This is a genomic window from Ectothiorhodospira mobilis, from assembly GCF_016584115.1.
GTDB classification, from domain to species: Bacteria; Pseudomonadota; Gammaproteobacteria; order Ectothiorhodospirales; family Ectothiorhodospiraceae; genus Ectothiorhodospira; species Ectothiorhodospira mobilis.
On sequence record NZ_NRSK01000009.1, the window covers coordinates 76,769 to 101,328 of the forward strand.

Here is a 24,560-nt window from a genome sequence, read left to right on the forward strand (position 1 = left end):
CCTGATGGGGTTGCTGGGAGCGCCAAGCCCCAGCTTGGCTCAGTGCAATGCCGAGCTGGGGCTCGGCGTTCCCAGGGGGGCGGGCGGCCCCGGGGTTCCCAGCTGCCCATCCGCTCCGGACTACGGCTTATGGCGAGGGCGATCGGGGAGCCTTTGGGTGAAAGGGGTCGGGAGGCCTCAGCGGGCGTTGAAGACGACGATGGTCTTGCCGCGGGCGGTGATCAGCCCCCGTTCCTCCAGGTCCTTGAGCACGCGTCCGGCCATTTCCCGGGAGCAGCCCACGATCTTGGCCAGTTCCTGGCGGGTGACGCGGATCTGCATGCCGTCGGGGTGGGTGAGGGCGTCGGGCTGCTGGGCCAGTTCCATGAGGGTGCGGGCGATGCGGCCGGTCACGTCCAGGAAGGCCAGGTCGATGACCTTGCGGCTGGTCTCCCGCAGGCGGTCCGCCAGCTGGGTGGCCAGCAGGAACATGATCTGCGGGTCGTCCATGGCCAGTTCCAGGAATTTGGCATAGTGGATCTCCGCCGTCTCCGTGGCGCTGCGGGTCGTGATACCGGCACTGCGGGCCTGGGAGGCGAAGATGCCCATCTCGCCGAAGAACTGTCCGGGATTGAGATAGGCCAGCACCATCTCGTGCCCCAGTTCGTCCTCCATGATCACACTCACCGAGCCCTGGACGATGTAGTACAGGGTCTCGGGCCGGTCGCCGGCATGGATGATGGTGCAGCGGGCGGGGTATTGTCTCCGGTGGCTGTGTGCCAGGAGTTTTTCCAGGGCCGGGTCCGGGGTCTGCTTCTGTACGGGCAGGCGACTCATGCTCCACCTCACCAGGAGGGACGTGTGGGTGGCCGACATCCAGGGCGGCCTGGCAAGGTCGCAAACCCGGTGCAGCACTGGATCTGTGGCGGTTGTGGGTGCTTTTCGATCGCCATCAAGGAGTTTATGGTACCGGATTGGGCTTGTCGAATGCTGGGCGGCACCGCAGCCGCCGGGGGAGAAAGCGAGGCATGAAAACACGGATTCAATGGCTGGAAAATGTTGCCTTTGTGGGGGAGTCCCCGAGCGGTCATGCCCTGGTGATGGATGGTGCCCCGGAACAGGGTGGACGCAATCTGGGGCCACGTCCCATGGAGATGCTGCTGCTGGGGCTGGGGGGGTGTACCGCCTTCGATGTGGTGCAGATCCTGCAAAAGGCGCGTCAGCCCATCTCGGACTGTGAGGTGGAGATCTCCGCCGAGCGGGCGGAGGACTTCCCCAAGGTCTTTACCGCCATCCATGTCCACTTCATCGTCACCGGGGACAAGCTGTCGGAGAAACAGGTGGCCCGGGCCGTGGATCTTTCCGCGGAGAAGTACTGCTCCGCCTCCATCATGCTGGGCAAGACCGCCCGCATCACCCACGATTTCGAGATCCGCACCGCGTGAAACGGCCCGCCGGCCCCCGGGGGGTTCTGCTAGACTCCAGCCAGGGACGCGGGGCATCCGTTCCCCGGATCGGGGGGGGGGTGAAATGTGATGCAGTTCCCGTTTTCTGTGCTAGTGTCCCTTGTGAAGGATCCCCGTCCCCCGGGCTGGATGGCCTCGCCGCCGGGTCCGGCACGCCGACCGATGGAGGAAGTTCGGAACATGTGTCAGTCAAGCGGTCTTGTCCGGTCCCTCGCGTTCCTCGTCCTTGTGGTCTTTCTCGGGGGCTGTGCCAGTTCCCCCTACCCCCCCCTGGAGGCCATCGACTACGAGGAGGACCCGGACTACATCATCGGCCCGGGGGATAACGTCAATATCTTCGTCTGGGGGCAGCCGGAGCTGTCCATGTCGGTGCCGGTGAGGCCGGATGGCAGGATCACCACCCCATTGATCGAGGACGTGCAGGCCGCCAACAAGACCCCCACGCAGTTGGCCCGGGACATGGAGGAGGTCCTCCAGGTCTATGTACGCGACCCCGTGGTGACCGTGATCGTCACCGGATTCCGCGGGCCCTATGATCAGCAGATCCGGGTGGTGGGGGAGGCCACCAATCCCCAGGCCATCCCCTATAACGAGCACATGACCCTGCTGGATGTCATGATCGCCGTGGGGGGGATGACCGAGTTCGCCGCCGGTAATCGCGCCACCATCGTGCGCAAGATCAACGGCGAGACCGGGCAGTACCAGGTCCGTCTGGATGACCTGATCCGGGATGGGGATATCGAGGCCAACGCGCCGGTGTATCCGGGGGATATCCTCATCATCCCGGAATCCTGGTTCTGATCCGGAATTGATCCGAATCCGTCCCGGAGCGCGTCCGCACTCCGGGAACACATTGGCGGGGGCGGAAGGCCAGCATGCAGGACATCCTCAATCAGATCCTGGGTTATGTCAGGGACACCTGGCGCTATCGCTGGATCATCCTCCTCGTCGCCTGGGCGGTGAGCCTGGTGGGCTGGGCCTATGCCACCCGCCTCCCGGATGTGTATGAGGCCTCCGCGCGGGTACATGTGGACACCGACTCCATGCTGCGCCCCCTGCTGCGGGGGCTGGCGGTGGATTCCAACCCCGGCCAGCGGGTGGCCTTCATGACCCGGACCATGCTCACCACCCCCAACCTGGAATCGGTGGCCCGGGCCACGGACCTGCACCTGCAGGCCCGCAACGATGCCGACATGCAGCGCATCGTGGAGCAGTTGCGCAGCGGCATCCGCATCTCCGCCGGTGGTCGCAACGACAACAACATCTACAGCATCAGCTACACCCATGCCGATCCCCAGCGGGCCTATGATGTGGTGCAGGCCCTGCTCAACCGTTTCGTCGAGGGGGCCCTGGGGGAATTCCGCAGCGGCACCGACCAGGCCCAGCGTTTCCTGGAGGCCCAGATCGAGGCCTACGAGCAGCGCCTGCAGGCCGCCGAGGAGCGCCTGGCCGAATTCCGCCGCGAGAATGCGGGGATGCTGCCGGATGACCGGGGGGATTACTACGCCCGCCTGCAGTCCGCCCGCAATGCCCTGGAAGAGACCCGCCTGAAGATCCGCGAGGCCGTCAATCGCCGGGACGAGATCCGCCGGCAACTGGTGGGCGAGGCCCCCACCTTCGGCATCATGGGCGGGGCTGGCACTTCGGCCACGGCGGCCATCGATGCCCGTATCCGCAACCTGCACCAGCGCCTGGACGAACTCCTGCTCACCTATACCGAGCGCCATCCGGATATCCAGAGCATCCAGCGCACCATCGAGGATCTGGAGGCGCAGCGGGAGGAGACCCTGCGCCTGGCGCGGCAGTCCGGTCCCAGCGCCGAGCAGTTGGACACCAACCCCGTCTACCAGCAGATGCGCATGAGCCTCTCCAGTGTGGAGGTGGAACTGGCCAGTCTGCGGGCCCGGGAGCGCCAGCAACAGGCCGAGGTGGAGAAGCTGCAGCGCCTGGTGGATGTCATCCCCGAGATCGAGGCGCAGCTCAAGCGCCTGAACCGGGACTACGAGGTCAATCGGGAGCAGTACCAGCAACTGCTGCGCCGGCGGGAGATCGCCAACGTCAGCGAGCGCCTGGAGGAGCAGGGCAACCAGGTGCAGTTCCGCGTCATCGAGCCGGCGCGTGTGCCCTCCACCCCGTCCGCCCCCAACCGGCCGGCCCTGTTCACCCTGTCCAGCCTGGGGGGGATCGCCCTGGGGGCGGGACTGGCCTTCCTCATCGGCCAGCTGCGGCCGGTGTTTCATAACCGCCGCAGCCTCAACAGCGTCACCGGCTTCCCCGTGCTGGGCACCGTCTCCCGCATCACCGGGCCCCAGGTCCGTATACGGGAACGGGTGGAACTGGGGGCCTTCACCGTGGGCGGGCTGTTGCTGCTGGGGGCCTATCTGGCCGTGGTGGCGGCGGGCGGTATCCATTGGTCCATCGCGGAGCGGCTTCTCGGATGAGCGGAAAAGAGGGAAAAGAGAACGATCTGAGCCTCATCGAAAAGGCCGTGCGCCGTCTGGAGACGCGCCGCCCGGGGGAGGAGGCGTCTGCAACCCCGGTGGAGGCAGCGGATCCATCCCCCGCGCCCGGCACGGCGGCAGAGGCATCCTCCCCGCCTTCCGGATCCGGGGCACCTGCCCGGGAGTCGGCTGCCGAGGCCGGCGGTGCCCCCCGGCAAACCCCGATGGGGTCCCGGCATACGCCCGAGCCCCTGCCGGAGGTGCCGCCGCCACCGCCGGATGTGGACCCCCAAAGGGACCGCTACACGGAGCTGAACCTGACCAGGCTGAAGGAACAGGGCTTTGTCACCGCCGAGGCCAGCCGCAATCCGGTGTCCGAGGAATTTCGCATGATCAAGCGGCCGCTTTTGGCCAACGCCTTCGGCCAGGGGGCGGATCTGGTGCGCAACGGCAACCTCGTCATGGTCACCAGCGCCCGCTCCGGCGAGGGCAAGACCTTCACCGCCATCAATCTGGCCATCAGCATCGCCATGGAAATGGACAAGACGGTGCTGCTGGTGGACGCGGACGTGGGCCGTTCCCGTGTGCACGAGATCCTCGGCACCCCCATGGGGCCCGGGCTCATCGATCTGCTCCTGGACCGGGACCTGGACGTGGGGGACGTGATGATCAAGACCAACATCCCCAAGCTGCGGGTCATCCCCATGGGGCGCTACCATCCCCATTCCAATGAACTGCTGGCCAGCGGGGACATGGAACGCCTCGCCCAGGAGCTGGCGCAGCGCTATCCCGACCGCATGGTGATCTTCGACTCCCCGCCGCTGCTGCTCACCAGCGAGGCGGTGGTCCTGGCGGGCCTGCTGGGACAGATCGTCTTCGTGGTGGAGTCCAGCCGCACCCTCCAGGGCGCGGTAAAGGAGGCCCTGGCGATGCTGGACACCTCCAAGCCCATCGGTCTGGTGCTCAACAAGATGCGCAACCCCTTTGGCGGCCGTTACGCCGGTTATGGCTATGGCTATGGCTACGGTTACGGCTACCACCACGACGAACCGGCTGCCCAGGGTCCCGCCGCATGACTGCTATGCCAGGGATCGGCCTGCTTCTGGCCTGCGGCCTGCTGCTCACCGGCGGCGCGGCCCCGGCCCTGGCCGGGCCCTGGGAGGTCACTCCCCGCGTGCGTTTCTCCCACACCGTCACCGATAACGTAAACCGGGCGGCCACCTCCCGGGAGGCGGAATCCGACTCCGTAAGCCAGGTCAATGCCGGGCTGACGGCCCGCCGTGCCGGGGGGCGAACGGCCCTGGACCTGGCCTACAACCTCCGGGGCATGGCCTATTGGGACGACGACCAGCGCAACCGGGTGGATCATCAATTTCGCGCCAATAGCACCACGGAGTTGCTGCGGGAAAGCCTCTTTCTGGATGCCTCCGCCAGCTATGACCAGCGCATCCTGGATGCCCGGGAGGGGCTGGGGCAGGACGCCATCACCGCCGGGGACAACCAGACCGACGTGTTCCGTTACCGGCTCAGCCCCTACTGGCGCCGGGCCTTCGGGCGTGTGGCCATGGCCCAGGTGCGCTATGGCCACGAAGGGGTCGATTACGTCGAGGCCGAGGCGGATGCGGCGGACAGCACCACCCACCGCCTGCAGGCGAGCCTGAACAGTGGCCCCATGTTCACCACCCTGGGCTGGGGGCTCAGCTACAACCGGGAAGAGAGCGACTATGAGGACGGTTCGGCAGTCACCTTCGAGACCCTGGAGGCCCTGTTGCGCCTGAATCTGTCGCCGCGATTCAGCCTCTACGCGGCCGGTGGGGAGGAGCGCAACGACTTCGAGCAGGACCCGGGTCGGGCCCGGCCGGACGACACCTTCTGGCGCGCCGGCTTCGACTGGGCGCCCACGGTGCGCACGAGCCTGGGGGGCTTCTATGGGGAACGCTTCTTCGGCGACACCTACGGTCTGGATCTGCGTCACCGCTCGCGCCTGGCCAACTGGCGCCTGAGCTATGCCGAGACCGTGGACAGCCTGAGCGGCTACGAGCGGGTGGACACGCTGCAGGAGCTGCAGGGCGAGGATGTCTTCATCATCTTTAACCCCGAGACCTTCACCTTAGAGGCCTGGGCGCTGGTGCCGGATACCTATGTCTCCAAACGCCTGGATTTCACGGTGTCCGGGGAGCGCCGCCGGCTCTCCTGGTCCGTCACCGCCCTGCGGGACGATCGCAGCTTCGAGACGGGGCGGGGGGATGAACAGATCGAGGCCCTGCGGTTCAACCTGGGCCTGGAGGTGGCCCCCCGCACCCAACTGCGCGCCAATGGCGGTTGGCAATGGGCCGAGTATCGCCCGGAGGGTCGCGAAGACGATCTCCTCACCCTGGGGCTGGGCGTCACCCGGCAGCTGGGGCCCCGCACCACGGCGGCCCTGGACCTGCGCCGACAGGAGCGGGATTCCACCACGGCCGGCGGGGATTACGAGGAAAACCGCCTCACCGCCAGCCTGACGGCCACCTTCTGAGCCCATGTACGAAGCCTACTTCAATCTGGATCGCAAGCCCTTCCAGCTCAGCCCGGACCCGCGTTTCTTCTTCGGCAGCCGCATCCACAAGCGGGCCCTGGCCTATCTGCGCTACGGTTTGAGTCAGGGGGAGGGCTTCATCGCCATCACCGGGGACGTGGGCACGGGCAAGACCACCCTGGTGCGCACGCTCTTCCAGGACCTGCCCCAGGAGGAGCTGTTCGCCACCCAGATCGTCACCACCCAGCTCCACGCCGACGACCTGCTGCGCATGGTGGCCATCGCCTTCGGCCTCCAGGTGGCGGAGAACGAGACCAAGGCCAGTCTGCTGCACCGCATCGAGGGCTTTTTGGTGGAGAAGGCCCGCGAGGGGCGGCGCGTCCTTTTGGTGATCGACGAGGCCCAGAACCTGCCGCCCCATGCCCTGGAGGAGTTGCGCATGCTGTCCAATTTCCAGGTCTCCGGGCAGCCGCTGTTGCAGAGCTTCCTGCTGGGGCAGAACCAGTTCCGCCGCACCCTGCAACTGCCGGAACTGGAGCAGTTCCGGCAGCGTTTCCTCGCCGCCTGCCATCTCACGCCCCTGTCGGCAGAAGAGACCCGGGACTACATCCTCTACCGCCTGGAGAGCGCCGGCTGGCGCCAGGATCCGGCCCTGGGCGACGATGCCTTCCACGAGATCCAGGCCCGCACCGGGGGCATCCCCCGGCGCATCAACAGCCTGGCGGACCGGCTGCTGCTCTATGCCTTCCTGGAGGAGCGCCACGCCATCGACGCCGGTGTGGTGGAGACCGTGGCCCGGGAACTGGAGGCGGAACTGAGCGCGGCCTCCGACGATGCCGGGGATACGGATCCGGATGGTGGCCTGGATCGTGGGCTCTACGATGCCCAGGGCCGCCCGGCGGGGTATTCCTGGGGGCACATTGACCTGCGGGTCTCGGCCCTGGAGAGCCGCATCCAGACCCTGGAGCGCACGGTCTTCCGGGAACTGTCCATCCTGCGCCGCGCAGTGAAGCAACTGCTGAAGGAGTAGAGCCCGTGGAACCCCTCAATGCCATGACCGTGGACGTGGAGGACTATTTCCAGGTCTCGGCCTTCGAACCCCATATCTCCCGCGGGGATTGGGACGACCTGCCCCACCGCGTGGAGGACAACGTGGATCGGATCCTGCAGCTCTTCGCCGATCACGGTGTACGGGCCACCTTCTTCTACCTGGGCTGGATCGCCCGGCGCTATCCCGCCCTGGTGCGCCGCACAAGAGACGCGGGCCACGAGATCGCCAGCCATGGCTGGTCCCATATCCGCGCCACGGAGCAGACGCAGGAGGCCTTTCGCCAGGACGTGACCCGCACCCGGGCCCTGCTGGAGGACACGGCAGGGGCCCCCGTGCAGGGCTACCGCGCCGCCAGCTATTCCATCGGCCGGGACAACCTGTGGGCCCTGGACCGGCTGCAGGAGGCGGGCTATCGCTACAGTTCCAGCATCTATCCCGTGCGCCACGATCTCTATGGCATGCCCGAGGCGCCGCGCTTTCCCTTCCGGCCGGGGGACGGCGACCTGCTGGAGATCCCGGTGACCACCGTGGCCTGGAGGGGGCGCAACTTTCCCTGCGGCGGCGGGGGCTATTTCCGTCTCTATCCCTATGCCCTGTCCCGCTGGGCGCTGCGCCGGGTGAACCGGCACGATGGGCAGCCCGCGGTGTTCTACTTCCACCCCTGGGAGATCGACCCGGACCAGCCCCGTCAGGGGGGCATCGGGCTGAGGACCCGCATACGCCACTATCTCAACCTGGCGCGCATGGAATCGCGCCTCGGGCGATTGCTGGAGGATTTTCGCTGGGACCGCATGGATCGTGTGTTCCTGGAACCGGGCACCGCTGATGACTGAGGCGGGACCGATCCTCCGGGGCGCCGGGGAGCTCAGCGTCCGCCACCTGGATGCGTCGGCGGAACCCGCCTGGGAGGCCTTCGTGCAGGATTGCCCCGAGGCCACGTTCTTCCACCGGGCCGGCTGGAAGCGGGTGCTGGAACAGGCCTTCGGCCATCCCGGCCATTATCTCTATGCCGAGTCCGGCGGGCGCATCCGGGGGGTGTTGCCCCTGGGGCAGGTGAAGACCCTCTTGTTCGGCAACGCGCTCGTGTCGGTGCCCTTTTGCGTCTACGGTGGCGTGGCGGCCGAAGACGCCGAGGCCGAAGGGGCCCTGATCCGGGCGGCCCGGGACCTGGCCGAATCCCTGCAGGTGGATTACCTGGAACTGCGTCACCGGCAACGCCGCCTGCCCCACTGGCCCTGCAGGGAGGATCTGTACGTCACCTTCCGCAAGGCCATGGATCCCGATCCGGAGGTCAACCTCAAGGCCATACCCCGCAAGCAGCGGGCAATGGTGCGCAAGGGCATCCAGCGGGGGCTCACCTCCGAGGAGGAGGCGGGCATCGACCGGTTCTTTCCCATCTACGCCGACAGTGTGCGCCGTCTGGGGACCCCGGTCTTCGCCCGGCGCTACTTCCGGGATCTCATGGACACCTTCGGTGACGCCGCCCGGGTGACCACGGTGCACCATCAGGGGCGGCCGGTGAGCGGCGTGCTCAGCTTCCTCTTCCGGGACGAGGTGCTGCCCTATTACGGTGGCGGTACGGTGGAGGCCCGGGGTCTGGCGGCCTTCGATTTCCTCTATTGGGAGGTCATGCGCCGGGCCTGCGAGGACGGGTACCGTCTCTTTGATTATGGCCGCAGCAAGCGCGGCACCGGCTCGTTCCACTTCAAGAAGAACTGGGGCTTCGTGCCGCAGACCCTCTACTATGAATACCACCTGGTGCGGGCCCGGGCGATCCCGGATATCAATCCCCTTAACCCCCGCTACCGGCTGTTCATCCAGGCCTGGAAGCGCCTGCCCACCCCCGTGGCCAACCGCATCGGCCCCCGCATCTCCCGGGGGTTGGGCTGATGCCGGAATCCAGTCTGCTGTTTCTGGCCCACCGCATCCCCTATCCCCCCAACAAGGGGGACAAGATCCGTTCCTTTAATCTGCTCAAGCATCTGGCGGGGCGGTACCGCATCCACCTGGGGTGTTTCGTCGATGACCCCCACGACTGGGACTACCGGGAAGACGTCGCCGCCTATTGCCATGATCTCTGTCTGCAGCGGCTGGACCCCACCAGGGCCCGGCTGAAGAGCCTGCGCGGCCTGCTGGACGGCCGTCCCCTGACGCTGCCCTACTACGCCGACCACCGTCTGCGGCGCTGGGTGCGGGAAACCCTGGATGCCGGCGTGGGGCGGGTGCTGGTCTTCTCCTCGGCCATGGCCCAGTACCTGGAGCCGCAGGACTATGCGCGCTGCCATGTGGTGGTGGATTTCGTGGACGTGGATTCCGATAAATGGCGCCAGTACGCCCCCTCCCACCGCTTTCCCATGAACCGCCTGTACGCGCGGGAGTCCCGGCGGCTTTTGGCCTATGAACGCCATGTCGCCGCCCGGGCCGGCGCCGGGGTGTTCGTCAGCGCACAGGAGGCCGATCTGTTCCGGCGGCTCTCTCCCGGGACCGCCTCCACCACCCACGCCATCGACAACGGTGTGGACGTGGACTATTTCTCCCCCCGGGGGGTCCAGGGTGAGCCCTTCGCGCCCGGTGAACGCCACCTGGTGTTCACCGGCGCCATGGACTACTGGGCGAACGTGGATGCGGTGCGCTGGTTCGCCGGGGAGGTCTTCCCCCGGGTGCGCGCCCGCTGTCCCGAGGCCCGGTTCACCATCGTGGGGGCCCGCCCCGGCCCGGAGGTGAAACGGCTGGGGCGGATCGAGGGGGTGCAGGTCACCGGCGCGGTGCGGGACGTGCGCCCGTACCTGGCCCAGGCCGTGGCCGCCGTGGCCCCGCTGCGCATCGCCCGGGGGGTGCAGAACAAGGTCCTGGAGGCCATGGCCATGGCCCGTCCGGTGATCGCCACCCCCCAGGCCATGGACGGGTTGCGCCTGTGCGCGGACCTGGAGCCCCTGGTGGCGGAAGACCCCGGGGATCTGGCGGCGCTGTCCCTGTCGGCCCTGACGGGGGCGCTGCCGGCGGATGCGGGGGACCGCAACCGGGCCTGCGTGTGCCGTCACTACAGCTGGGCCGAACACATGGGGCGTTTCGCGGATCTTCTGGAGAGGGCGACCGGGGACGGATCGCCGGGATGAAGGGCAAAAGGAGGGCAGGGTGATGGATGCCAAAAGGGATACGTCGATGCATACCCCGGAGACCGCCTCCCTTTCCCCTTCGCCCCAGGGGGGGGGCGGGATCCCCTGGCCCTGGGCCCTGGCGGGACTCGTCCTGGGTCTGTGGCTTGCAGGGTGGCTCTACTGGCCGGGTGTGGAGCGTCTGGTGCAGATCTGGACCCATTCCCAGACCTATGCCCACGGCATGATCATCCTCCCCATCAGCCTTTTCCTGGTCTGGACCCGGCGCCATGCCCTGGCGCGGACCACCCCCGAGCCCAGCCTCCTCGGCGCCCTGGGGATCCTGATCCTGGGAGGCGTCTGGTTTCTGGGCCGGGCGGCCGACATCACCACGGTGCAGACCTTCGTGGTGGTGGCCCTGATCCCCGCCCTGGTGCTGGCCCTGCTGGGACGTCAGGTCTCCCGGGTGTTGATCTTCCCCCTGGCCTACCTGTTCTTCGCCTGGCCCGTGGGGAACTTCCTGGTGCCGATGCTGCAGGATTTCACCGCCTGGATCAGTGTGGCGCTGCTGCGCCTCTCGGGCATCCCCACCTTCAGCGAAGGCCACTACATCAGCATCCCCGCCGGGGATTTCGTGGTGGCGGAGGTGTGCAGCGGAATCCGCTATCTCATCGCCTCCGTGGCCCTGGGGCTGGTCTATGCCTATCTGGTCTACCGCAGTCTCTGGCGGCGCCTGGCCTTCGTGGCCCTGTCCATCCTCGTGCCCATCGTCGCCAACGGCCTGCGCGCCTACGGCATCATCCTGATCGCCCACTGGACCGACATGGAACGGGCCGTGGGGGTGGATCACCTGATCTACGGCTGGCTGTTCTTCGGCTTGGTCATGTTCCTGTTGTTCTGGACCGGCACCTTCTTCCGGGAGGATCATTTCCAATCCGCCTCACCCGACCGGGGGGGCGCCCCCTTTTCCGGGGCCCCGTCGGCCCGCCGTCCGGCGGCCCGCATCCTGCCGCTCCTGGCCGCGGTGGCGGCCCTGGCTTTGGCGCCGGCGGGGGAGGCCTGGATGGACCAGCGCATGACCGCCCGGGGTGGGGATGCGCGGCCCGTGGCGCCGCAGGTGGCCGGATGGCGGGGACCACTTCCCCTGGAGGCCCCGGTCTGGACCCCTGACTGGGCCGAGCCCGATGACCGTATCCAGGTGGCCTATGCCAGCGATGCGGGGGAGGTGGCATGGCAGATCTACCACTATCGCCACGATCGGCCCGGAACCGATCTGATCCGCTATGACAACCGCATCCAGGATGGGCGGCAATGGCGTCGGATCCGGCAGCACATCCGCTCCGTTGCCCTGCCCGACGGGAGGCAACAGGATGTGCGCGAGACCCTCCTGCGGGGAAGGGCAGGGGAGGACCGCCTGGTCTGGCACTGGTATCAGGTGGCCGGCCGCACCACCGTGCGCCCCGTGGAGGTGAAACTCCTGGAGTCCTGGGCCCGGATCACGGGGCACCGGCAAGGCTCCCTGCTGGTGACGGTGAGCACCGGGTTCCGGGATAGGCCCGACCCGGCCCGGGAGATCCTGAAGGGATTCCTGGGGCAGGCCCCCCGGCGGGTGTCCGTGGAGACGGGGGATAGCCGCGATGGCTGATGTGCCTGCGCAGCCCCCGCCCCTGGTGGCCCATGTCATCCATCGCCTGGATGTGGGGGGCATGGAGAACGGCCTGGTGAACCTGATCAATCACATGCCGCCGGATCGCTATCGCCATGCCATCCTCTGCATGACCGGCTACACCGATTTCGCCCGGCGTCTGCAGCGGGAGGAGGTCTCCCTCCACGCCCTGCACAAACGCGAGGGCAAGGATCCGGCGGTGCACCTTCGCCTGTGGCGCCTGCTGCGCCGGTTGCGGCCGGCGATCGTGCATACCCGCAACCTGGCCACCCTGGAGGTCCAGGCCACGGCGGCCCTGGCGGGGGTGCGGCGCCGTGTCCATGGCGAGCACGGCTGGAACGTGGGCGACCTGGACGGCTCCGGCGAGGGCCCCCGCCGCATGCGCCGCCTGTTCCGCCCGCTGGTGGGGCAGTACATCGCCCTTTCGCGCCATCAGATGGACTATCTGGCTGGTCCCATCGGTGTGTCCGCCGTCCGCTTGAACCACATCTGCAACGGGGTGGATACGGGACGCTTCCACCCCCCGCAGGACCGGGCGGCGGCGCGGGCGGTGCTGCCCCCCGGATTCGCCCCGCCGGGGACGCCGGTGCTCGGGGCGGTCATGCGCATGCAGGCGGTGAAGGCCCCGGAGGTCCTGGTGCAGGCCTTCCTGGGGTTGCTAGGGCAGGCCCCGCCGGGAGGCGAGCCGCGCCTGGTGATGGTGGGGGACGGACCGCTGCTGCAGGACCTGCGCGCCCGCCTGGAGGCGGCCGGGGCCGCCCACCTGGCCTGGCTCCCCGGGGCCCGGGATGACATCCCGGAAGTCCTGCGCGCCCTGGATGTGCTGGTCCTGCCCTCCCTGGCGGAAGGGATCTGCAACACCGTCCTGGAGGCCATGGCCACCGGACTGCCGGTGGTGGCCACCCGCGTGGGCGGCAATCCGGACCTGATCCGGGACGGACACACCGGCCTGCTGGTCCCTCCCGGGGATGCCGATGCCCTCGTGGCGGCGCTGGCGCGCTGCCTGCAGGATCCGGCATGGGCCCGGGCCCTGGGGGCGGCGGCCCGGGTGCACGCGGAGCGGGAATTGAGCCTGGAGGCCATGGTGCAGGGCTATCTGGCGGTCTACGACCGCCTCGTGGCGGGCTGAGAGCGGCCGCGCCCCATCCACACGATCCATCGAGACGTCCCCATGTGCGGCATCACCGGCATCTTCGACACCCGCGATCGGCGCCCCGTGAACCGGGCCCTGCTGGAGGCCATGAACCAGGCCCAGTTCCATCGCGGTCCGGACGAGGGCGGGGTGCACCTGGAGCCCGGGCTGGGACTGGCCCACCGGCGGCTGTCCATCATCGACCTCTCCAGTGGCCGCCAGCCCCTGTTCAACGAGGATGGCAGCGTGGCCGTCACCTACAACGGGGAGATCTACAACTTTGCCGAGCTCACCGCGGAACTGAAGGCCGCCGGGCACCGCTTTCGCACCCACTGCGACACCGAGGTGATCGTCCACGCCTGGGAACAGTGGGGGGTGGACTGCGTGCGCCGCTTCCGCGGCATGTTCGCCTTTGCCGTATGGGACCGGAACAGCGGCACCCTCTTCCTGGCCCGGGACCGGCTGGGCATCAAGCCCCTGTACTACGCCCTGCTGCCCGACGGCCTGTGCCTGTTCGCCTCGGAGCTGAAGGCCCTCATGGTGCATCCCCATCTCCCCCGGGACCTGGACCCCCGGGGGGTGGACGACTATTTCGCCTATGGCTATGTCCCCGAGCCCCGCACCGTGTATCAGGCGGTGCGCAAGCTGCCCCCGGGCCACACCCTCACCCTGCGCCGCGGTGCGCCGCCGGCCGAGCCCCGGGAATACTGGGATGTGCCCTTCGCCCCCCCCATCGCCCTGAACGAGGCCGAGGCCGCGGAGGAGCTGGTGGCGCGTCTGCGCGAGGCGGTGCGCATCCGCCTGGTGGCGGAGGTCCCCCTGGGGGCCTTCCTCTCCGGCGGGGTGGACTCCAGCGCCGTGGTGGCCCTCATGGCCGGGCTGGGGGACGCGCCGGTGAACACCTGTGCCATCGGTTTCAACGTGCCCCGCTACGACGAATCCGCCTTCGCCGCCCAGGTGGCCGCCCATTGCCATACCCGCCACCGCACACGCCAGGTGGACCCGGATGACTTCGGCCTGCTGGACCGCCTGGCGGGGCTCTACGACGAGCCCTTTGCCGACAGTTCGGCCCTGCCCACCTACCGGGTGTGCGAACTGGCCCGCCAGGAGGTGACCGTGGCCCTCTCCGGGGACGGCGGCGATGAGAACCTGGCAGGCTATCGCCGCTACCGCTTCCATGCCGCGGAGGAGCGCTGGCGCAGCCGGATGCCTGCGGGCCTGCGCCGGCCCCTGTTCGGCGCCCTGGCGCGGGCCTACCCCAAGGCCGACTGGGCGCCGCGGGTGCTTCGCGCCAAGGCCACCTTCCAGGCCCTGGCACGGGATGCGGTGGAGGGCTACTTCCACAGCGTCGCCGTGGTCCGGGACGAGCAGCGGGACCGGCTCTACAGCGAGGCCTTCCGGCGCCAGCTGGACGGCTATCATCCCGTGTCGGTGTTGCGCCATCACGCCGCCCGCGCCCCAACGGACGATCCCGTCTCCCTGGCGCAGTACCTGGACCTGAAGACCTATCTCCCCGGGGATATCCTCACCAAGGTGGACCGGGCCAGCATGGCCCATGCCCTGGAGGTGCGGGTGCCCATCCTGGATCATCCCCTGGTGGAATGGATCTCCGGGCTGCCGTCGCAGATGAAGCTCCGGGGCGGGGAGGGCAAGTACCTGTTCAAAAAGGCCATGGAGCCCCATCTGCCCCATGACATCCTCTACCGGCGCAAGCAGGGTTTTGCCGTTCCCCTGGACCAGTGGTTCCGGGGCCCCCTGGCGGGGCGTCTGAAGGAGACCCTGCTGGGGGAACGCATGGGGGACTGCGGGCTCTTCAACCCGGACACCCTGCGCCACCTGGTGGAGGCCCACACCAGCGGCCGCCGGGATTACAGCGCGCCGCTGTGGTCGCTGTTCATGTTCGAGGCGTTTTTGCGGCGCAATGAGGGGGGTTAAACCCGTTCCCGTCTCACATCCGTTGCGCGATGCGACTTCTCCTGGACCGCCAGGACGGGTCTCTCACCGGGCAGGAGGGGTGGATGCAAATCTCGCGGACGGGCCCGTGGGGGCAGCCCGATCCGCGAGATGCCCCTCTGCGTCAGGACTGAGCTGGATGGAGGGAGCGACGCCCTATTTGCGCACCTTGCGCAGCGCCTCGGCGCCGTCCCGCAGCATCTGCTCGGTGGTGGACCAGTCCACGCAGGGGTCGGTGATGGAGCAGCCGTAGCGCAGCCTGGCACGGTCCTCCGCCATGGGCTGGTTGCCCGCCTCCAGGAAACTCTCGATCATCAGCCCCACCACGGAGCGGTTGCCCTCCCGGATCTGGTGCAGGACATCCTTCATCACCAGGGGCTGGAGCTCGGGCTTCTTGGAGGAGTTGGCGTGGGAGCAGTCCACCACCAGGTTCTGGGGCAGACCCGCCTTGGCCAGGGCCTGCTCCGCCAGGGCCACGGAGACGGTGTCGTAGTTGGGCTGGCCGTTGCCCCCCCGCAGCACCATATGGCCGTAGCGGTTGCCCCGGGTGCGCAGGATCACCGACTGGCCGTTGCCGCCGATGCCCAGGAAACTGTGGGGGTGGGAGGCGGAGAGGATGGCGTTCACCGCCACCCCCAGGTCGCCGTCGGTGCCGTTCTTGAAGCCCACCGGCGTGGACAGCCCCGAGGCCATCTCCCGGTGGGTCTGGGACTCGGCGGTGCGCGCACCGATGGCGGTCCAGCTGACCAGATCCCCGTAGTACTGGGGGGCGATGGGATCCAGGGCCTCGGTCCCGGCCGGCAGCCCCAGTTCGTTCACGTCCATGAGGAACCGCCGCGCCCGGGCCATGCCCTCATCGATACGGAAGCTGTCGTCCAGATAGGGGTCGTTGATGAATCCCTTCCAGCCCACGGCCGTGCGCGGTTTTTCGAAATAGACCCGCATCACCACCATGAGGGCGTCAGAGACCTCGTCCGCCAGGGCCTTGAGCCGACGGGCGTAATCCAGGCCCGCCTCCGGATCATGGATGGAGCAGGGGCCCACCACCACGAACAGGCGCGGATCCTTGCGGTCCAGGATGTCGCAGAGGGCGCGGCGTCCCTCCAGGACCGTCCGGGCGGCCTGATCGCTCATGGGGATCTGGGCCTTCACCTCCTGGGGCGAGGGCATGTAGTCGGTGGCGGCGATATTGAGGTTGTCGGTCTGTGAGGTGCTCATGGGGCGGTCCGGCAGATGGATGACAATGCCCCCAGTCTAACGCGAATCCGCCCCTTGTGCGCCGCCGCAGGGTGGGCCCCATGGGGTGTGGAACGGCCATCGCCCTCCGCTGGATCAGCGCAGCGCCCGACCGGCCGGATCCACGCTGTAATGGGGCGCGTGTGGTCGTGAGCGCGGGGATGGATGACCCTGGTGCCCTTAATCGATTCCGTGAGGACGGGTATCCTGTGCAAAACGCCCATGTCGACCCTGTACGCAATGACCCAAACCCGAGAATGGATCACCCCCACCCTGCTTCAGCAGGAATGTGGTCAAAACGCCTATACCCGCGGTCGGCGCTACTTCAGGGAAGGGGCCACCTTCCGGGTGGAGCGGGTGCGGCAGACCCCCACGGAATTGATCTTCCAGGCCCGTACCCAGGGTAGTGGCCGCAGGCCTTACCAGCAGCATGTGCGTATCTTTCTCGTGGAGGGGGATCCGGATCCCCATGTGGAGGGGGATTGCTCCTGTCCCATGGGCTTTAACTGCAAGCACGTGGTGTCCGCGGCCCTGACCTATCGGGAGCAGGTCCCGGCGGGTGAATTACAGATCCAGGACCGGAATGGATTCGTGCACTGGTTGGACCGGATCCAACAGCGTGAGGCGCGGCGGGAGTATCGACTCACCGAGGAATGCCTGGCCTATCACCTGCTGCCCATGCACAGTGGTGCTCTGGTGCAATTCCGGGTGGCCCGCCCGCGCAAGGATGGCACCCTGGGCAAGGGCCGGATGGTGTCCATGGGCACCCTGGCTGAACCCTACCGAAACACCAGCTGCCTGTACATGACCGAAACCGATCGGGAGATCATCCAGCTGCTGTTCGTGGCCAATGACATGGACGGGTACCGGGATCCGGAACTCAAGGGGCATGCCGGGGCCATCGCCCTGGAACGGATGCTTGACACGGGCCGGGTCTTCGCCGCCACCGAGACGCCCAGACCCCTGAATCGGGGTGCGCCACGGGAGCTGACCCTGGAGTGGCAGCGGGAGGGGGACCAGTACCGACTGCGAATGCGGATGGACCCGGCAGGGGGGATTGCCCTCCCCACGGAACCGCCGGCCTATCTGGACATGGACCGGTTCGAGATGGGTCACCTGGTATTGCCCGAGGAGCTCGATCCGCAATGGCTCACCCGGATCCCCGACTCGCCACCCGTGGATGCCCAAGAGGCCGAGGCGGTCAGCCGCCGCCTGGCCCTGGAGTTCCCGCAGATGCCCACCCCCACGCCCGTACAATGGCGGGAGGTGCGCGAGCCCCCCGTCCCGTCCCTGGCGGTCATGCTCTACGACGAGGATCTGCTGCAGTCGGGCCTGCTGCTGCACTTCCTCTATGGCGATACGGCGGTCTGGTCCCATGCCCCGCAGGAGGTGGTCAGTGGCGAGACGGACGGGGAGTTGGTGCGTGTGTACCGGGATGTGGCCGCCGAGGCCAAGGCCATGGAAACGCTGCGATCCGCGGGATTGCTGCCTTTTGCCGATCATCCCGAACTCTACGCCCCTTCCATGGAGGATACCGATCGCGGAACCGCCATCGGGCGGTGGCTGAATGTCCTGGACAGCCTCCTGCCACGCCTGGAGGCAGAAGGGTGGCATATCGAACATGTGCAGGGGACCCCTCCGCAACTGACCGGTGCCGACCATCTCCGGGCCCAGGTGGAGGAGGGACAGGGCTGGTTCGATCTCCATTTCGATCTGGAGGTGGATGGACGGAAGATCCCCCTGCTGCCTCTGGTGAGTCAGCTCATCGAGGGCTATACCCCCGGCAGCCTGCCGGAACATCTCTGGCTCCAGTTGGACACGGGGGAATACGTGAAGGTGTCCCGGGAGCAGATCGAACCGGTGCTGCAGACCCTGATGGATCTGCACGAACAGATCGCTCCCGACGCTTCGGCCCTGCGCCTTTCCCGCCTGGATGCCCCCCGCCTGCTGGAACTGGGGGACCTGCCGGTGCAGGGCGGGGCCTCGCTCCAGGACATGGCCCGGAAGCTGACCCAGTTCGAGGCGATCCAGGAGATCTCCCCATCCCAGGGGTTCACGGGGGACCTGCGCCCCTATCAGCAGCGGGGGGTGTCCTGGCTCCAGTTCCTGCGGGAATACGGTCTGGCCGGCATCCTGGCGGATGATATGGGGCTGGGCAAGACCATCCAGACCCTGGCCCATCTGGCCCTGGAGCGGGAGGCGGGCCGCCTCTCCGATCCCGCCCTGATCGTGGCGCCCACGAGTCTATTGAGCAACTGGCGGCGGGAGGCGGCGCAGTTCACGCCGGACCTGCGCGTGCTGGTGCTGCATGGCCCCCAGCGCAAGGACCATTTTCACCGCCTGGCGGAGCACGATCTGGTCCTGACCACCTATCCGCTGCTGCCCCGGGACCGGGAGGTCTTCCTGGAGCAATCCTTCAGCCATCTGATCCTGGATGAGGCCCAGCAGATCAAGAATCCCAAGGCCCAGGCCGCCCAGGTGGTCCGTCGTCTGCAGGCGGAACACCGCCTCTGCCTCACGGGGACCCCCATGGAGAACCACCTGGGGGAACTCTGGGCCCAGTTCGATTTCCTCCTGCCCGGATTCCTCGGCACCCAGGAGGCCTTTTCCCGCACCTATCGCACCCCCATCGAGAAACATGGCGATCAGGAGCGGATGCAGCGCCTGAATCGCCGCATCGCCCCGTTCATGCTGCGCCGCACCAAGGATGTGGTGGCCGCGGAATTGCCTGAGAAGACGGAATTGCTGCGCAGTGTGCCCATTGCCGGCCGCCAGGCGGCCCTGTATGAGAGCATCCGCCTGGCCATGGAGCGCAAGGTGCGGGATGCCATCGCCCGCAAGGGACTGGCCGGGAGTCAGATCACCATCCTGGATGCCCTGCTCAAGCTGCGCCAGGTCTGCTGTGACCCGCGTCTGCTGCCGGCATCCGTGCGCCGGGACAACGAAGCGGTTCCCTCCGCCAAGCTGCGCATGCTCATGGAACTATTGCCCGAGTTGCTGAGCGAGGGCAGCCGCGTGCTGGTCTTCTCCCAGTTCACCACCATGCTGGGTCTCATCGAGAAGGAGCTTAAGACGGTCGGGATCGCCTATTCCAAGCTCACGGGGCAGACCCGCAAGCGGGACGAGGCCATCGGTGCCTTCCGGGAGGGCCGGGTGCCGGTGATGCTGGTGAGCCTCAAGGCCGGGGGCGTGGGGCTGAACCTGACGGAGGCGGACAGCGTCATCCACTACGATCCCTGGTGGAACCCTGCCGTGGAGGCTCAGGCCACGGACCGCGCCCATCGCATCGGCCAGGACAAGCCCGTATTCGTCTACAAACTGGTCACCGAGAACACCGTGGAGGAAAAGATCCTCGCCATGCAGGCCCACAAGCAGCAGCTGGCGGACCGGGTCTACCGCACCGGCGAGCGGGCCCCGGATCAGCCGCCCATCGACGCCGACATGATCGAGGCTTTGTTCTCCGCCGGGGAGTGAATCCCCGAGCCAAAGGAAGGAGGGGGTGGGGCATTCCCCCCGGGCCCCCGGCGCGCTACAGTGGCGCAAAAACCGATGAATCATCGCCCATGACGCGCCCCGGTTTCGAAGAGCAGTGGCGCCGGCGCTTCGTCCAGCGGGGCAGCCGCTTCGACGACGACGCCGGCATCGCCGGCTGGACCCCTTCCGGTCTGGAGACCCGGCTGCGTAACTTCCGGCGTGTCTGGCCCGGCGACCGGCCCGGGGCCCTGTGGCTGGATGCCGGTTGCGGTGCGGGGAGCTACACCCGGCACCTGGCCGCCTGCGGGGTATGCCCCGTGGGCCTGGATTACGCCCTGCCTTCCCTGCGCAAGGCCCGCCAGCGCAGCCCCGGGGACATCCCCTGGGTGGTGGGGGATGTCACCCGTCTGCCGGTGGCGCCGGGGAGCCTGGATGGCGTCCTCTGTCTGGGGGTGATGCAGGCCCTGTCCCGGCCGGAGGCGGCGGTGGCCGGGCTGGTGGCGGCGGTGCGCCCCGGTGGCCAGATCTGGATCGACGTGCTCAACGAGGGCTGCCTGGTCACCCGGCTGCAGCGGGGTCTGGCCCGCCTGCGGGGCCGGGGAATGGGACTGCGCTATGACCGGCCCCGGCAGGTGGCGCACTGGCTTCGGGCCCACGGCGCCAGGGATGTGTGCATCCATTGGGTCCCCATCCTCCCGGGGCGCCTGCGGCGGTTTCAATCCTGGGTGGAGACCCCGATGGTACGCCGGGTGCTGGCCACGGTCCCCGGGCTCGGGGCCCTGGCGAGCCACGCCGTGCTGGTCACGGCGGTGAGGGCGGGGGCGCAGCCCGCCCATGGGGCCGGCTCGTGACCGCCCCCCGGGAGTTCCTGGCGCGGCATCTGCTGCTACCGCTGCACGAGCGCCTGCGGGGCCGTTCCACCCTTCTCCAGTGGCGGCGGCTGTACGCCGCGGACCGCCTGGACCCGGGCACCTGGGAGGCCCGGCGTCTGGAAAAGCTGCGTGCCCTGCTGGTCCATTGTCTGCGGGAGGTCCCCCACTACCGGGAGCAGTTGTACGCGGCCGGGCTGGTGCGGCCGGAGGCGGCCACCCTGGAGGATCTGGCCCGGTTGCCGGTGCTGGAGCGCGACACCCTGCGCACCCAGGCCGACCGGCTCATCGCCCCGGCCTGGCGGGACCGGCTCATCCGCTACAGCACCGGGGGCTCCACCGGTCAGCCGCTGGTCTTTTACACCGACAAGCACCGCGAGGCCTGCCTCAACGCCCAGAAGCTGCGGGCCCGGGCCTGGTTCGGGGTGTTGCCGGGGGACCGCCAGGTGGATTTCTGGGGCTCCCCCATCGAGATGGACCGCCAGACCCGGATACGCCGGCTCAAGGACCGCTGGCTGCTGAATCAGGTGGTGCTCTCGGCCTCCCACCTCACCCCGCAGCGCATCGCCGGGTACCTGGACTTCCTCGGGCAGTTCCGCCCCCGCCTGATCTACGGCTACCCCACGGTGATCTATCGTGTGGCCCAGCATCTGCTGGACCATCCGGGCCTTCTGGGCGATTACCGCCCGCGCCTGATCGTCTGCACCTCCGAGATGCTCCTGCCCCACCTGCGCGAGACCATCGCCCGGGCCTTCGAGTGTCCCGTGGCCAATGAATACGGCTCCCGGGACGGCGGCATGATCGCCCACGAATGTCCCGAGGGGCATCTGCACCTCTTCGGGGAGCAGGTGATCGTGGAGGTGGACCGGCCGGATGCGGACGGGATCGGGGATCTGCTCATCACCAACCTGGATGGCTACGGCATGCCCTTCATCCGCTACCGCATCGGCGACCGGGGGGCGCTGACCGACGAGCCCTGCCCCTGCGGACTGCCCCTGCCGCGACTGCGGAAGATCCAGGGTCGGGCCAATGACTTCCTGGTGGGACGCGGGGGCCGCCTGATCCATAGCTCCACCGCCAACTACATCCTCCGGGAGGTCCCCGCCCTGCGGCAATACCAACTGCGCCAGCGCGCCGATCACAGCTTCGACCTGATCCTGGTGCCCTCCCGCCCCCTGACCGCGGGGGAGCAGGAGCAGATCCGCAACGGGTTGTGTCGCATCCTGGATGAGGCCGTGGCAGTGCGCTTTCAGCCTACCGACAGCATCCCCCCCGAGAAATCGGGGAAGTACCGCTGGGTGATCAGCGAGGCCAGATGCTGATGGCTGCCGATTCCACGCCAGCGCTGGTGGTGTTCACCCATGTATTCCCGAATCGTGCACATCCCACCTACGGCATCTTCGTGCGCGAGCGCATGTTCCGCGTGGCCGGGACCCTGCCGGTGACCGTGGTGGCGCCGGTGCCCTGGTTCCCCGGTCAGGGGATCCTGCGGCGTTTCCGGCCGGGGTATCGCCCGCCCGTGCCATATCATGAAGTACAGCAGGGGATCGAGGTCTATCATCCGCGTTTCCTGTCCATCCCCCGCTATTTCAAGTTCCTGGATGGGGTATTCGAGGCCCTCTTCTGCTGGCCCTTGCTGCGACGGCTTCAGCGCCAGGGCCGGCTGGATATCCTGGATGCCCACTTTGTGTATCCCGATGGGGTGGCCGCCTGGTTCCTGGGGCGATGGCTCCGGGTGCCCCACACCATCACCCTGCGGGGCACCATCCTGCGCATCTCCCGCACCCGTCTGCGCCGCTGGCTGGCCACACGGGCCATGCAACGGGCCGCCCGGGTGTTTTCGGTGGCGGACTCCCTGCGCCGCACGGCCCTTTCCATGGGGGTGCCCGCGGATCAGGTCCAGGTGGTGGCCAATGGCATCAACCTGGAGTTGTTCCAGCCGGAGGACCGGCAGGCCTGCCGGCGGCGGTTGGGTATCCCCGCCAATGCCCGGGTGCTCATCACCGTGGGCACCCTGAATGAACGCAAGGGCTTCCATCGGGTGATCGAGCAGATGCCGGCCCTGCTGGAGCGCTATCCCGATCTGATCTATCTGGCGGTGGGGGGAGAAAACCCCGACGGAGACCGGCGGCGGTTGCAGGAACTGGCCGCTGCCTTGGGGGTGGCGGGCCGTGTGTATTTCGTGGGGCAGCAGCCCCCCGATGCCCTGCGTTATTACTACTCCGCCGCCGATCTGTTCGTGCTGCCCACCCGCTTCGAGGGTTGGGCCAACGTGTTTCTGGAGGCGGCGGCCTGCGGTCTGCCCACGGTGACCACCCGGGTGGGGGGGAATGCGGAGGTGATCTGTTCCCCCGTGCTGGGGGATCTGGTGCCCCTGGGGGATGGACAGGCCCTGCGGGAGGCCATCGTGAAGGCCCTGGAAGGGGAGTGGGATCGCGGAGCCATCCTCGCCCATGCACGGGCCCAGTCCTGGGAGCGGCGCATCCCTGTACTGCTGCGCGCCTTCGAGGGGCTGGCGGCCCGGCGCACCGGCGCGGCCTCGCGCCCATGACGCCCCCCTTCGCAGTGCGCATGATGCGCCCCGTGGCCGCTCTTCTGGCCCCCGGTGGAAACCGGGCCCGCCTTTCCATCCTGATCTACCATCGGGTACTTCCTGTACCGGATCCGATGCTCCCCGGGGACCCGGATGCGGCCCGCTTTCGCTGGCAGATGGAGACGGTCTCCGGGCTGTTCCGCGTGCTGCCCCTGGCGGAGGCGGCCGCGCGTCTGCAAAACGACACCCTGCCGCCCCGGGCCGCCTGCATCACCTTCGACGACGGCTATGCGGACAACCACGACGTGGCCCTGCCCATCCTGCAGTCGCTGGGATTGCCGGCCACCTTCTTCGTGGCCACCGGCTTTCTCGATGGCGGCATGATGTTCAATGACCGCATCATCGAGGCGATCCGCCGGCTGTCGCCGGGGTTACAGGATCTGGGCTTTCTGGGGCTGGGGATGCGGGAGATCCCGGTGGAGATGGAAGCCCGCCATGCCCTGGCCATGGAGGCGATCCGGAGGGTGAAACACCTGCCCGGGGAGGAGCGGGCGCAACGGGTGGCGGCACTGGAGGCCCAAAGTCCGGCGCCATTGCCCCGGGACCTGATGATGACCAGCGCGCAGGTCCGGGCCCTGGATGCCGCCGGTATGGAGATCGGCGGTCACACCCACAGTCATCCGATCCTGGCGCGCCTGACGGATGATCAGGCCCGGGCGGAGATCCTCCAGGGCAAGGAGACGCTGGAATCCATGCTGGGGCACCGGATCCGTGTGTTTGCCTACCCCAACGGTAAGCCCGGTAAGGACTATCGTCGAGAGCACGTGCCCATGGTCCGGGACTGCGGTTTTGACGCGGCCGTGTCCACGGTCTGGGGGGTGTCCACCGCATCCCGGGATCCTTTCCAGCTGGCCCGTTTCACGCCTTGGGATATTACGCCCACCCCATTTGGACTCAGGCTGTTACGCAATCTGCTCCGGACCACGCCGGATCAGGCCCGGTGAGATCGGGCCTTCCCCATCTTTTCGACCTGAATTCAACCAATAACCGCAACGCCCCGTCATGCGGCGCGTTGCCGCTGTAAAGACCCCACCAGGACCTCGATCGGGGCCCGGTACCCGAGCCGCTTGCGAGGCCGAAGGTTGAGCCG

Annotated in this window: 19 protein-coding genes; 17 read left to right on the top strand and 2 right to left on the bottom strand. The window is 68.0% G+C overall.

Annotated features, from left to right (window positions below):
• Positions 1–177 precede the first annotated feature (177 nt).
• Entirely contained in the window at positions 178–816 is a 639-nt protein-coding gene (gene crp / locus CKO33_RS05760; RefSeq protein ID WP_090483219.1) for a cAMP-activated global transcriptional regulator CRP, read from the bottom strand.
• 191 nt (positions 817–1,007) lie between these two features.
• Here crp and CKO33_RS05765 point away from each other — a divergent pair, with 191 nt between their 5' ends.
• The 12 genes from CKO33_RS05765 (at position 1,008) to CKO33_RS05820 (ending at position 15,280) form a co-directional block, all read left to right on the top strand.
• Positions 1,008–1,424, top strand: coding sequence for an OsmC family protein (locus CKO33_RS05765; protein WP_200180204.1), 417 nt, complete (start codon positions 1,008–1,010; stop codon positions 1,422–1,424).
• A 201-nt stretch (positions 1,425–1,625) separates the two neighbouring features.
• Positions 1,626–2,246: an XrtA/PEP-CTERM system exopolysaccharide export protein gene (locus CKO33_RS05770; RefSeq protein WP_200180206.1), complete on the top strand. Its 621-nt coding sequence runs from the start codon at positions 1,626–1,628 to the stop codon at positions 2,244–2,246.
• A 74-nt stretch (positions 2,247–2,320) separates the two neighbouring features.
• Entirely contained in the window at positions 2,321–3,886 is a 1,566-nt protein-coding gene (locus tag CKO33_RS05775) for an XrtA system polysaccharide chain length determinant (protein ID WP_200180208.1), read from the top strand.
• Positions 3,883–4,962, top strand: a complete 1,080-nt coding sequence (locus CKO33_RS05780) for an XrtA-associated tyrosine autokinase (RefSeq protein ID WP_200180210.1) — start codon at positions 3,883–3,885, stop codon at positions 4,960–4,962. The genes CKO33_RS05775 and CKO33_RS05780 overlap by 4 nt, the downstream gene beginning before the upstream one ends.
• The gene (locus CKO33_RS05785) at positions 4,959–6,401 is read left to right on the top strand and encodes a TIGR03016 family PEP-CTERM system-associated outer membrane protein (RefSeq protein ID WP_200180212.1); all 1,443 of its coding nucleotides are present in this window, start codon (positions 4,959–4,961) and stop codon (positions 6,399–6,401) included. The genes CKO33_RS05780 and CKO33_RS05785 overlap by 4 nt, the downstream gene beginning before the upstream one ends.
• Before the next feature lie 4 nt (positions 6,402–6,405).
• A complete protein-coding gene (locus tag CKO33_RS05790; protein WP_200180214.1) occupies positions 6,406–7,431 on the top strand; it encodes an XrtA/PEP-CTERM system-associated ATPase in 1,026 nt (341 codons plus the stop codon).
• A 23-nt stretch (positions 7,432–7,454) separates the two neighbouring features.
• Positions 7,455–8,285 carry an XrtA system polysaccharide deacetylase gene (locus CKO33_RS05795; protein ID WP_200180247.1) on the top strand — a complete coding sequence of 277 codons (831 nt, stop codon included), beginning with the start codon at positions 7,455–7,457 and terminating at the stop codon, positions 8,283–8,285.
• Positions 8,278–9,342: a FemAB family XrtA/PEP-CTERM system-associated protein gene (locus tag CKO33_RS05800; RefSeq protein WP_200180216.1), complete on the top strand. Its 1,065-nt coding sequence runs from the start codon at positions 8,278–8,280 to the stop codon at positions 9,340–9,342. Before CKO33_RS05795 ends, CKO33_RS05800 begins: the two co-directional genes overlap by 8 nt.
• On the top strand, positions 9,342–10,568 hold the full coding sequence (locus CKO33_RS05805; RefSeq protein ID WP_200180218.1) for a TIGR03087 family PEP-CTERM/XrtA system glycosyltransferase: 1,227 nt from the start codon (positions 9,342–9,344) through the stop codon (positions 10,566–10,568). Before CKO33_RS05800 ends, CKO33_RS05805 begins: the two co-directional genes overlap by 1 nt.
• A 22-nt stretch (positions 10,569–10,590) precedes the next feature.
• Positions 10,591–12,192 (top strand): exosortase A, encoded by a 1,602-nt coding sequence (gene xrtA / locus CKO33_RS05810; protein WP_200180220.1) that lies wholly within the window; start codon positions 10,591–10,593, stop codon positions 12,190–12,192.
• Entirely contained in the window at positions 12,185–13,342 is a 1,158-nt protein-coding gene (locus CKO33_RS05815; protein WP_200180221.1) for a TIGR03088 family PEP-CTERM/XrtA system glycosyltransferase, read from the top strand. Before xrtA ends, CKO33_RS05815 begins: the two co-directional genes overlap by 8 nt.
• A gap of 42 nt (positions 13,343–13,384) precedes the next feature.
• Positions 13,385–15,280: an XrtA/PEP-CTERM system amidotransferase gene (locus tag CKO33_RS05820; protein ID WP_200180223.1), complete on the top strand. Its 1,896-nt coding sequence runs from the start codon at positions 13,385–13,387 to the stop codon at positions 15,278–15,280.
• A 174-nt stretch (positions 15,281–15,454) separates the two neighbouring features.
• On the opposite strand, the gene CKO33_RS05825 is transcribed toward CKO33_RS05820, so the two are convergent.
• On the bottom strand, positions 15,455–16,516 hold the full coding sequence (locus tag CKO33_RS05825; protein WP_200180225.1) for a 3-deoxy-7-phosphoheptulonate synthase: 1,062 nt from the start codon (positions 16,514–16,516) through the stop codon (positions 15,455–15,457).
• A 258-nt stretch (positions 16,517–16,774) separates the two neighbouring features.
• Between CKO33_RS05825 and CKO33_RS05830 the strand changes: the two genes are divergently transcribed.
• From CKO33_RS05830 to CKO33_RS05850, 5 genes are all read left to right on the top strand, one after another.
• Entirely contained in the window at positions 16,775–20,008 is a 3,234-nt protein-coding gene (locus CKO33_RS05830; RefSeq protein WP_200180227.1) for a DEAD/DEAH box helicase, read from the top strand.
• Positions 20,009–20,097: 89 nt separating this feature from the next.
• Complete coding sequence (locus CKO33_RS05835) at positions 20,098–20,859, top strand: class I SAM-dependent methyltransferase (RefSeq protein WP_200180229.1); 762 nt, start codon at positions 20,098–20,100, stop codon at positions 20,857–20,859.
• Positions 20,856–22,199: a phenylacetate--CoA ligase family protein gene (locus tag CKO33_RS05840; RefSeq protein WP_200180230.1), complete on the top strand. Its 1,344-nt coding sequence runs from the start codon at positions 20,856–20,858 to the stop codon at positions 22,197–22,199. Before CKO33_RS05835 ends, CKO33_RS05840 begins: the two co-directional genes overlap by 4 nt.
• A complete protein-coding gene (locus CKO33_RS05845; RefSeq protein WP_200180231.1) occupies positions 22,199–23,428 on the top strand; it encodes a glycosyltransferase in 1,230 nt (409 codons plus the stop codon). The genes CKO33_RS05840 and CKO33_RS05845 overlap by 1 nt, the downstream gene beginning before the upstream one ends.
• Positions 23,425–24,414: a polysaccharide deacetylase family protein gene (locus CKO33_RS05850; protein ID WP_439099423.1), complete on the top strand. Its 990-nt coding sequence runs from the start codon at positions 23,425–23,427 to the stop codon at positions 24,412–24,414. Before CKO33_RS05845 ends, CKO33_RS05850 begins: the two co-directional genes overlap by 4 nt.
• Positions 24,415–24,560 lie beyond the last annotated feature (146 nt).